Below are 11,943 nucleotides of genomic sequence, written 5' to 3' on the forward strand. Positions count from 1 at the left end.
ATAACAATAAATAAATAGATGTTTGAATAGGGGGAAGGGAAGTAGTTATCTTCTCCCTATTCTTAAAATCTGAAGGGTGTGGAGGCATTGAACAATAGGATTTCCAACTTCTTTCTCTTTGTATCACATGGACTGATTATTTATTTAGTTTTTGTCATACTACCGATCATCCTTTGTATATATTACAGCTTTACAAATTTTAACCCGCTGTACACGGATTTTAAATGGGTAGGAATAGCTAACTATACGGATCTTATGAAAGATAGCGCTTTCGGACATGCCATCATCGTTACTTGCATAATCGCTTTTATTGTGACATTGGCGTCGAATGCGCTGGGATTGCTCTCAGCTCTATTAGTAAACTTTAAAGGATGGATTTATAACACAGCAAGAACCGTTTTTTTTACCCCGCAAATATTGAGTCCCGTCATTGTTGGGTTTATATGGTCCATTATTCTTACTAATGATGGCGTGTTGAACAAACTTCTGGGCTACATTGGTCTTAGTGGAACGAGCTGGCTTGCAAATACGCACATTGTTGTATATTCCATTATCGCCGTTATTGTTTGGCAATCGATGGGTTTTTGTACGGTCATCTTCCTCGCTATGCTACAAAGCATTCCGAGCGACTTATACGAAGCCTCTACTATAGATGGGTGTAATCGTTGGAAGAAGTTCAAGCATATCACGTTTCCGCTGCTTGCTCCGGGAATTACGATAAACACCGTTATGCTTTTAATAGCCAGCTTTAAAGTGTTCGACCAAGTTGTTGTATTGACGAATGGCGGGCCAGGCACAACTACTGAAACCATCTCTTTGAAAATTATCAATATGGGCTTCGTAGAGAATCAAATGGGGTACGCTTCAAGTATGGCTGTTGTTTTGTTTTTGTTAATTGGTAGTATTTCTGTTTTTGTGGTCAGCATTTTGAAACGCCGGGAGGTTGAATACTAATGCTATCCGGATGGTTTGCAAGAGCACATGCTTTGTTTACGCTTTGTATCACATTCATATTTTTTCTACCCTTATACATGGTTCTTGTCAATATTTTCAAAGATAACAAGAGCGTTATGGACAATCCTTTGAGTTTTCCAACACAATTCACTTTGGATAATCTAAAAGGCGTACTATTAAGGCCGGATCACCTAATATTGACCAGTATGTGGAATAGCACTGTGATTACCGTCATTTCTATAGTCGTCGTAATCGTTTCTTCGTCCATGGTAGCTTATTATCTGGTTCGAAACGATAACAAGAAGACAAGATTACTTCTTATCTTTTTCCTGTTTGGCCTCATGGTGCCAACGACCATTATTCTTATTCCAATTGTTAAAGTCTTGGTTTTAGTTCATTTAATGAGCACGAAGACTGGCCTCATTCTCTTTTATATGGGGTACTATGTTCCATTTGGCATTTTTATGTATTCAGGATTTATTCGGACATTACCGAGAGAGTTGGATGAAGCAGCTTCCATTGATGGGGCAAGTCCACTGCGAACCTTTTGGACAATCATCTTTCCTTTGCTTGGTCCGTGTACTTCGAGCGTGATCATTTTCATCAGTTTGTGGGTTTGGAACGATTTTCTAAATCCGTTAATTATTATCGGACCCATCAAGGGAACTACGATAACGGCAGGAATTTATCGAGTCATCGGACAGTTTTCGGTGAATTGGGGGCAGATGTTCTCTTTGATGTTCATAGCTTCGCTTCCAATTATTGTGTTGTACCTTGCACTTCAGAAACAATTCGTAGAAGGAATAACCTCAGGTTCATTAAAAGGTTAGGAAGGATGAATACAATGTCAAAAATCAAAGAAGTGCTCGTGCTGCACCACAGCCATATGGATGTTGGATATACACATGCTCAGCCTATATTATTGGAAATGCAAAGGCATTATATCGATCAAGCTTTGGATCTGTGCGAACTCACCGAGGATTGGGCGGAGGTCAATCGATTCCGTTGGACCTGTGAGTCAAGCTATCCTGTTCTGCGCTGGTTGGAAAAGGCGAAGCCAGCTCAAGTTGATCGTTTTAAGCATTTCTTGCATAACGGACAAATGAGTATCTCTGGCTCTTACATGCATTCGACGCCGCTCTGCTCTGCAGAGGAAATTGCGAAGATGCTGTACCCGATTCGTCATTTGCGAAGCCAATTCGGTATCGAAATAAAGACGGCTGTTCATCATGATATCAATGGTCAGCCATGGTCGTATAATCAGCTGCTGCTCGATGCCGGCATCGAGTTTTTCATTATGGGCATCAACATCCACTTTGGCGGCGTTCCATTCAATAGACCGAACGCGTTTCATTGGCAAGCACCAGATCACAGAAAACTGCTAACCTTCAATGGTGAACATTATTCGCTTTTCAGCCAAATCGGCGACGTCAATGCGATGAATACGGACATCATGGCTCAGGGTCTGTCGAAATATTTGCGGAAGATTGAATCAAATCCGGAATATCCATTTGATTTTGCTTATTTAACCGCAACGAATTTGCCGCTGTACGATAACAATCCGCCAGACCGCGATTTGGCACAATTACTTAAAACATGGAACAGCGAAGACAGAGGTATTCAGATCTCGTTCGTAACGCCCGAACAATTATATGCAAGAGTTAACGAGCATGCGGCGAGATTGCCTGTTCATGCAGGAGATTGGACGGACTATTGGAATTTTGGTTCAGCTAGTTCCGCCAAAGAAACCAAACTGAATCGCAGAACCAAGCAAGGGATGAAAGCGGTTGAGCTGCTGGATGCCTTTGGGCAAGTAGAAGATCCATCTTTTACCGAAACGAAACAGGAAGCTTGGAATCAAATCCAGTTGTATGATGAGCACACCTGGGGGGCATCTGATTCGGTTTGGAAGCCTGATCATATCAATGTTGACATCCAATGGATGCATAAAGCCCATTATGCCTATATGGCAAATAGTTTAACAGGCTACCTGCTGAATACGCATTTGGAGAAGCTTGCGAACAATCCTTTGCAATCATTAACGCCAGAAGGCATCATGCTCATCAATCCATCTTCGGTGGCTGTGACGCATGACTTACAGATTCCTTCCAGTTTTCGATTGCCAGGGAGACATTTAAGTGCGGACCGCATGCGACAAGTGTTGATGAATATCGAACATAATCATATGGGGACAAGCTATGGCACGGTTACGCTACCTCCATTTAGCTGGCGCAAGATTCCATTTCAAGGGCTTAGGGAAGTTGAATTGTCACAGGAGATACAGGCGAGCAAGGGTGTTATTGGCACGGATGGCGAAGGACCTTGGTTTAGAGAGATTACAGTGGAGCAGGGTGCAATTGAAACCCCATTCCATTCCTGCAGCTTCGATCCTTTAACAGGTCGAATTACGAGTTTATTTGATAAGCAGCAAAGTTGGGAAGTGCTCGATCCATCCAGCCCGTGGACCTTGTTCCAATACGTTCAGGAGACGGTTGATACGGTTTATCATCAGAATAACCGAAGCGCCATCCATCCTAGAGATATTGAAGATGGCAACAACAGCATTAGCCAATGGAACCATAACTGGAAGGCTAAAAGACTTACGTATACACGATTTAATTACTGCCGTGTAGAGCGAAGCGCGCATAGCGCAACATTGATTATTAGTTGGGACGCACCAGGCGTGGAACAGCTGGAGCAGAGATTCACCTTCTTTAGCTACAAGTCAGATATTGAAATGAAAGCCTCATTCTTCAAACAAGACATCACGACACCTGAAGGGACTTATTTCGCATTACCGTTAAATTTGCAGGCGTGGCGCTGCCATTATGATACGGCTGGTCAATTGGTTGAATTGGATACGCAGCAATTGCCAGGTGTGTCTAGGGATTATATCACGGTAGATAAAAGCGTATCGGTTTATGATGGAGGGCATGGTGTGACATTGAGCTGTCCTGATGCACCGCTCGTTCAGGTCGGTGACTTCAATTTCGGCAAAGAGCAGATGACGATAGACAAGAAAGAAAAGCCTTTACTGCTGGCTTGGCCGATGAATAATTACTGGGATACGAACTTCAGAGGACGTCAACCGGGTTTTGTTTCATTCACGTATATCCTGTCTACCTTCACCTCCTTCGATCCAGTGGATACAATGATCTCGGCTACTCGAGCCGTTTCATCCATACTTGCAACGCCTGTCGTCGATTGTAAAGAGGAAAGTGCAGGCCAATTTATAGAAGTAAGCGAAGATTGCGTTCAATTATTCGATTTGAAGCCGGTGGAGGAAGGTAAGGGAATGCTAGTACGCCTTATCAACCATGCTGATCAAGAGGTTAATACGACGTTGCGCTTTCCTAACCGAATAATCGAAACGGCATTCAGAACGAATGTATTGGAAGAGATTCAATCGGAGATATCCGGCATTCATGAGGGAACTTTCACGGTTACAATGGAAGCCAAGCAAATGCAGTATATGCTCGTCAATCTGAAAGAAAAACTTGGATCGTAGGAAATAAGCCTGCCAGGTGACTGGTGTTTAAGCTTTAATGGAAGATGCTTCTTTCATTAAAGCTTTTTTTAGAAAATGTGGAGTGTATTAGCGCAAACAGGCTTTAACCTTTATTAGTCAGTAAACCTAAAAGCATGAAGTTTTTAGGGGGGGGATGGGGTATGTAGTTCAGATTTTGTCTGTAGAGCCGATTGCGAAGAGGGGTTAAACAAATCGATGCACATGTATTTCGCGCCTTATTGATTTAATTGAAAGATAAACTCGATTATACAAGGAGGATTACTATGAAAATTTCAAGGGCACTGAAACGCATTGGTTCTCAGGCGCTGATTCTTAGTCTTTGTTTAAGTGCAACGGCTTGGAGTTTGCCATCCGCGCTGGCGGCTGACGACATCGACGCGGTTGAATCAGGCGATGTCGTCTCAGGAACGCAATTCGCAGAAACAGCGGGTATAGATGACTGGGGAACCATCAGTGAGATCGTAGGCAAGAATTACGGAGAATGGAACGGCGACGGATACAGTGGTGCCATTTCCGACAAAATACCCAACACAGCTCTGCTTGGGAACGGTGATGTGGGGATAACATCGGCAGGCGCGAAAGAGCAAAAGACATTCCTGATCTCAAAGTCTGACTTCATTTCAGCAGGAGATCTGAAAGGCGTGTTTAACAGCGGAAACAATAATACTAAACCTCTGCCCATCGGCGGCATCACGATCCAACAGAAATCCATTCAGGTTAGCAATACAAATTTAGCCCCGACTTACAAAGCTGTAACGGCGAGTTCAACCCATGACACTTTCTATCCGGCCACGGCGGTAAACGGCAATTTCCAGACGTCCCCTAGCGGCTATGGCTGGGTGACTTCGGTCGGTAGGACCCACTGGCTGGAGCTCCAGTATAACGCGCCGATCACCGTGCAACGGTGGGTAGTTAAGAACGATGGCGCAGTACGCAGTGGCGTCAGCATGAACAACACGAGTGCGTTCCGCCTGCAAGTCAGTGAAACGGGAGGCCCGGGTGCTGTCTGGACGGACGTATCCGTCGTCGACAACAACACAAATGATGTGTACGACGCGAACTTGCCCGCTTCTGTCACCTCCGCGCATTTCCGGCTGTACATCACCAATCCGCTGCAGCAGAGCAACACCGATCCCAATCCACGCGCCAGAATCGGACAGTTTGAACTCTATGAGGGTCCGAAGCAAACTGCGCCCGTCCTGGGGAATCCGAACCTTGCGCTGAATCGGCTGGTGATGGTTTCCGATTTCCAGTCCGGCTTCGGTTCGGGACTGTTGGTTGACGGCATATCCAACGATACCAATAAGAAATGGGTCTCCGACACAACCCTTCCGAACCCGCACTGGGCGATCATCGATTTGGGAGAGCCTAAGACGATTGCCAGCTACAGTTTGTATAACGCAAGCTTGGTGGGCGAGCCTGTCACGCGCAACACCAAGGATTTTGCGCTGCAATACCTGTCTGACGAGAGTGGCGTTAGCTGGAACAATGTCACAGCGCAGAGTGGTTGGGTCAATATGGACTCTGTGACAGGCAACGACGCGGCTACTGTGAACAGGAATCTTGCTGCTCCGGTCACTGCGCGCTATGTGCGGCTGTGGGTTACGAAAGCATCTGCTGAGGCGGGCAAGGAGAATGTGCTGCGTATCCATGAGCTGGAACTCTACAGCAAATCTCTAAATATGCCGACGTATGAGAAGCAGGATATCTTGAACGCGCAGATCCAGACCAAGCTAACTATCAATGGTGTGAATCTGTCAATGAACACATGGCTATCGTCCTCGAAAAACATGCTGGTTACAGAACTCACGTCTTTGGGAACCCAGCCAGTCGATCTGGAGGTAAACACATGGGGTAAAGCGGACAACCCACAATATCCGGCTACTGCTGCCAAAGTTGACGGAAACGTGGTAACCACAAGGGCGACATTCAACAACGCGCCGCTAAACCCGAACTCATGGACGTCGAAGGCGGCTTTGGCAACCAAGTTGCTGGGTGCTATAAGCACGGTCTCTGTCAACAGCTTGAAAGGTATGGGCACCACGGCGTTTACGCTGGATGCCGGTCAGACGGTGCAGATTGTCACAGCAATCGGCGGCGGCGGAAAGACCTACAACGCAACGAACAATCTGCTTACGACCGATCCGGTCTCCGAGGCGAGTGCTCTGCTATCGCCGATCACCGGCGCTCAAGAGGTTCAGACCCTGCTGGCCGATCATCAAAGCTGGTGGAAAAATTTCTGGTCTGCCTCCTACATCAACATCCCGGACTACGCGGACGTTCAGAAATACTATTACGGTGCACAGTATCTCCTTGGCAGCACCGCCAAATCCGGCAAAGTTGCCCCGGGTCTTTATGGGATATGGCATACCACCGACAATCCCACCTGGTCGTCCGATTACCATCTCAACTACAACTTCATCGCGACGTTTTTCGGAGCCAACTCCAGCAACCGCTCCGACTTGTCGCTGCCGGCAGGAGAGGCGATCTTGAGCTTCGTGCCCGAGGGTATGAGACGCGCTGCGGACCCGAATCAGCTCAAAAGCATCAACTCAAGCTACGTTAACAGCCGTCCGGAACTGCAAAATGGAATCGCTGACGCGGTTTTATATCCGGTGGGTATTGGACCGTGGGGCACCGTCACTGATGATCATTATCTGTCCGAGGCGCTCAACGCCGCTTTCAGCAGTTATCCTTTGATTCAATATTACCACTATACGCAGGATAAAACGTATCTGGAAACCTACGTCTATGACTATCTTAAGAAATGCGTGAACTTCTATGACGCTTGGCTCGACAAGACCGGCAGCACGTATACATTGTACGCGGGTTACAACGAGGGCTCGTGGGCCAAAAACCCAGCGGTGGAACTTGCGGCACTAAAGAATGTATTGTCTGAATTGATTGCCGCTAGCGTCACGCTGGACAGAGACACGGATCGGAGGGCGCACTGGCAGGATCTATTCGATCACCTCGCTCCGCAGCCGACCAGTGTATGGAATGGCAAGCAGGTCTATTCCCTCGCGGAGAAGGAAATGAAAAGTGGGCAGTGGGTAGATCTGGCCAATCCTGTCCCGGCAGATGGAAACATCATACCGCTGGACACCGTTGTCCCCGGCGGTCAGTTGGGTTACTACTCCTCGAATAGCGCTCAGCAGATCGCTAGAAACACAATCGACGTGTTCGGCACAAGCGCGTGGAGCCAGATCAACAATTTCCCCAGAATCTTCAACGATGCGGTTCATGCCAGATACCCCGCTGATGTTGTCTTAGGAAAAATGACCAACACGATCAGATCCCAGATTCAACCCAATCTGCGCATCAGTGATGGTGTGCACGGCGTGGAGAAGATCGGCGCGACCGAGGCGATCAACAGCATGCTGCTCATGAGTGATCTGGGCGTTATGAAGGTGTTCCCGAACTGGGTGAGCGGAAAGAACGCAACTTTTGCCAGACTGCGCGCGCCGGGAGCCTTCGTTGTGTCCGCTGCTTACGACGGAGCGTCAAACGAGGTGCAAAGCGTGACTATCAAGAGTGAGGCGGGCAAAGCGTTGACCATTGCCTCTCCCTGGGCTGTTGGCGTCGATGTCTTTGACTCATCCGGCCATGAGATTGAAACCACCACCGGAACCGCCCCAAACTGGGCAAGCGAAGTCACTGTTACCTTCAATACTGTTGCAGGAGAGACATATATTTTGCGCAGGAACACAGACCAGATGGACGTCGCATTGGATAAAGCGAATCTTGCTATCGGCTACGCGGAGGGTGACAGCGAAGCAGGTGTAACGGAAAACGTTTATTTGATAAAGAACGGTGCGAACGGGGCAATAATTACATGGAGCAGTGATGCTCCATCTATCATCGACGCGAACGGTAAGGTAACCCGCCCGTTATCTTCCGAATCTGAAGCGACTGTAAGGCTATCAGCAACGATCACCAAAGGTACTGTTTCGGACACAAAGACGTTCGTACTTAACGTATTAAAGGAAACAATTCCAGTAGCACCAAAAGCTGTTCAAATAACAGCACCGGCTTCCATCACAGGAGTGGCAAACGGAACGGCGAAGACGGCAGTAGCTCTTGGATTGCCAACAACAGTCCAGTTGGTAACTGATACGGCGGGTAGCCTAGATGCCAATGTGACATGGGATGTGTATGCTTCATCCTATAACCCGTCCTCACCAGCAGGCCAGACGTTCACTATGAACGGAACAGTAACTTTGCCTGACGGAGTTGCAAATCCGGACAACGTAGCACTGACAACAAGCATCGGCGTGACGGTTTTACCAGCGCCAGTATCCGTATCGCCTCAGGCTACCCTCACCAGTGGGCAGCAGGTAATAGCTGGGGAAGCATTGGATGTGACTATGGGACTGAGCAACGTTACACAAAGTGAATTCAAGCTTATCAATGCGCAAGGGCTGACGCTTCATTATGATGCGGTGAATATGCAGTTGGGTACAGTGACCTCACTTGTTTACGGATTGCAAGTCATCGTTCAACAAGAGACAGTGCCTGGACATGTTCAGATTATTCTTGCAAGCACGAACCCTGATGGCTTTGTTCCGCAAGGTGATTTACTGAAATTTAGCTTCATCGCTAAAGCTGTAACTCAAGTTACGAATACATCCTTTGGCGTAAGCAGTTTTACCATTGCCAACGGTCAAGGACACGAACTGCAAATTAACGGAGCCTCTTCCAGCACACAAATTATTTTACCTGCAGTGCCAGTGGATAAGACATCACTGAACGCTTTAATCTCAAGCGCTCAGGCGAAGTATCATGCTGCAGTAGAAGGAAATATGGATGGGAAGTATTTGACGGGTTCAAAGGCAATTCTTCAGTCGGCCATAAGTGCAGCGAGTGTGTCAGCTAATGATCCGAATGCAACTCAGGTTGAGGTGAATAATGCCAAAGCTGCGCTTGCAGCGGCAGTTCTGGCATTTGACAACAAAAAAATAACAGCAGATGTCAGTGGAAATGGTATTATTTCTATTGGGGACTTGGCTATGGTTTCGGCAAGCTATGGCAAACAACCTGGTCAAGACGATTGGAACGCCAGAGCGGATGTCAATAAAGACGGTCAGGTTGATATTAGCGACTTGGCCATCGTGGCCAGAGCTATGCTGCAGTAAACCGATCAATGATGATGTGGGGGGGACGCAAGTTCCTCCTTTTTTCTAATTATGTTCTGTACGGCAAAGGAATGAAGAAAGGGTGACTTATCCAATGAAGAAAACACTGCTCGCCTATGTGCTGGCATTCCTTTTGATTGTGACTACATTTCCCCAAAATGTCATTCATGCAGAAGCTGGTCCGCAGGTTCTATTGTCCCTATCTAACGCAAGCCCTACGGCAGGTGCCAGCTTTCAAGTAACGGTGAATGGCAAACAGTTAAGCGACATGTACGCGTATGAGGTTAATGTAATGTATGATTCGAGCAAGATTACGTTTGTGAGCGGTGTCAGCCAAAGCGGTGGCTATGCTATAAAACCGATTGTGAATGGGAACAACATTCAAATCGCACATACGCGAACTGGAAATACGCCTGGTCAAAGCGGAGACGCAAAATTGGCGGAATTAACCTTTGAGGCCAAAGGTGAAGGAACGGCCGATATTGTGCTGGACAGCGTGAAATTGGTGAATTCGGAGTTAGATGCTACTCATATTTCAGTTAAGGGGAAAGTATCTGTCCATATACAGCCTGCAACCTCTACTGGAGGCGGCAAAGGCGGAACGAAATCAGGGCCGATCATACTCTCACCTGAAGTGAAGGTCGACTCTGCAACAAATATAGCAACGTCTACCGTTGACGCAGCTGCATGGGAACAAGCTCAAAAGCAAGCCGAATCTGATCCAAGTGGAAAAGGAACAATCAGCCTTGAAATTCCGCAAACAGCCGATGCAACGACCTATATGCAACAGATACCTTCTTATTTAATGTCAAGCGATAAGAACCAATATCAAATTGAAATCAAAACACCTATCGCTTCTATCGTTATTCCAAGCAATATGTTCCGAGAAGGCGATTTGACTGATAGCACGACTGAGCTTCTTATCGCTCAAGCTGATACCAGCAAACTAGACACAAGCGTACAGAATAAAGTCGGATCTCATCCGGTCATTGAGCTCACCGTTCAATCCGGCGGCCAAACCATTGCCTTCAATAACCCGAAAGCCCCTGTCATCGTGAGCATACCTTATTCTCCTACTATGGAGGAACAGAAACATCCAGAGCATATCGTCGTCTGGTATATCGATGGAGAAGGCAACATTCATTCTGTACAGAATGGAAAGTATAATGCTGCCACAGGTCTAGTGACGTTCTCGACGACACACTTCAGCACGTATGCGATTTCGTTCGTTCAAAAATCATTTACTGATATCGCATCCGTGGACTGGGCCAAGCATGCTATTGAAGTTTTGGCATCCAAAGGAATTATTAATGGTACGACAGACAGCGAATTTAGTCCGTTGCAACAAGTAACCCGAGCTGATTTTCTATTGCTGTTAATGCGAACGCTAAATTTGCAAGGACCTCTAGGCGATCGATTTGCAGATGTTAACGAGGGCGTATATTATGACGAAGCCGTAAGGATGGCCAGAGGCTCAGGCATTGCGGGTGGAAGCGGAAATAACCAATTCCAACCCGAGGCTTCCATTACAAGAGAGGATATGATGGTGCTGACGGAAAAAGCGCTTAGAATTAGCGGGCAGCTGACAGTCGACGCTTCGGAATCCGATCTTGGCTCATTTACAGATACGCCGGAAATTTCAAATTACGCTACAAACAGTATTGCTGCTCTTGTCCAGTCAGGTTTAATCAACGGCTACGATAACAAACTTTATCCGAAAGGTACAACGACTCGGGCGGAAGCGGCGCAATTAATCTATAACATTTATAACTATTAAACGAAAATAATGAAATAGCAATTTGGCAAAGCAAATGAAACGAAAGAAGCAAGAGGGATGAAACGATCCGATTCATCCCAGATATTGAAATGAAAGCCTCCTTCTTCAAACAAGACATCACGAAACCTGAAGGGACTTATTTCACATTACCGTTAAATTTGAAGGCGTGGCGCCGCTCGTTCAGGTTGGTGACTTCAATTTCGGCAATGATTGCGTTCAAGTGTTCGATTTGAAGCCAGTGGAGAAAAGTAAGGGACTGTTAGTACGCCTTATCAATCATTCTGAGCAAGAAGTCAATACGACGTTGCTCTTGCCAAACCGTATGATCGAAACGCATACAGAACGAATGTGTTGGAAGAAATACAATCTGAAATATCCGGCATTGCTGAGGGAACTTTCACCGTTACAATGGAAGCCAAGCAAATGCAGTATATGCTCGTCAATCTGAAAGAAAAACTTGTATAGTAGGAATACGCCTGATGCGCTGGGGGTTTAGCTTGAAACTGCTTTTTCTCTTCGGAGAAGGCAGTTTTTTTGTTTAAAACAAG

The 11,943-nt window shown here is 46.6% G+C and carries 5 protein-coding genes; all 5 read left to right on the forward strand.

The window, feature by feature from the left end:
- Positions 1–87 precede the first annotated feature (87 nt).
- The 5 genes from AC58PQ_RS05790 to AC58PQ_RS05810 all read left to right on the forward strand — a co-directional run bounded on the left by AC58PQ_RS05790 (position 88) and on the right by AC58PQ_RS05810 (position 11,395).
- Entirely contained in the window at positions 88–954 is an 867-nt protein-coding gene (locus tag AC58PQ_RS05790; protein WP_497241007.1) for a carbohydrate ABC transporter permease, read from the forward strand.
- Positions 954–1,784, forward strand: coding sequence for a carbohydrate ABC transporter permease (locus tag AC58PQ_RS05795; protein WP_497241008.1), 831 nt, complete (start codon positions 954–956; stop codon positions 1,782–1,784). Before AC58PQ_RS05790 ends, AC58PQ_RS05795 begins: the two co-directional genes overlap by 1 nt.
- Positions 1,785–1,798: 14 nt before the next feature.
- The gene (locus AC58PQ_RS05800) at positions 1,799–4,462 is read left to right on the forward strand and encodes a glycoside hydrolase family 38 N-terminal domain-containing protein (protein WP_497241009.1); all 2,664 of its coding nucleotides are present in this window, start codon (positions 1,799–1,801) and stop codon (positions 4,460–4,462) included.
- A 284-nt stretch (positions 4,463–4,746) separates the two neighbouring features.
- The gene (locus AC58PQ_RS05805) at positions 4,747–9,618 is read left to right on the forward strand and encodes an immunoglobulin-like domain-containing protein (protein WP_497241010.1); all 4,872 of its coding nucleotides are present in this window, start codon (positions 4,747–4,749) and stop codon (positions 9,616–9,618) included.
- Positions 9,619–9,712: 94 nt separating this feature from the next.
- Positions 9,713–11,395, forward strand: a complete 1,683-nt coding sequence (locus tag AC58PQ_RS05810; RefSeq protein ID WP_497241011.1) for an S-layer homology domain-containing protein — start codon at positions 9,713–9,715, stop codon at positions 11,393–11,395.
- Positions 11,396–11,943: the final 548 nt, after the last annotated feature.

The organism is Paenibacillus sp. J22P143 (assembly GCF_059692035.1).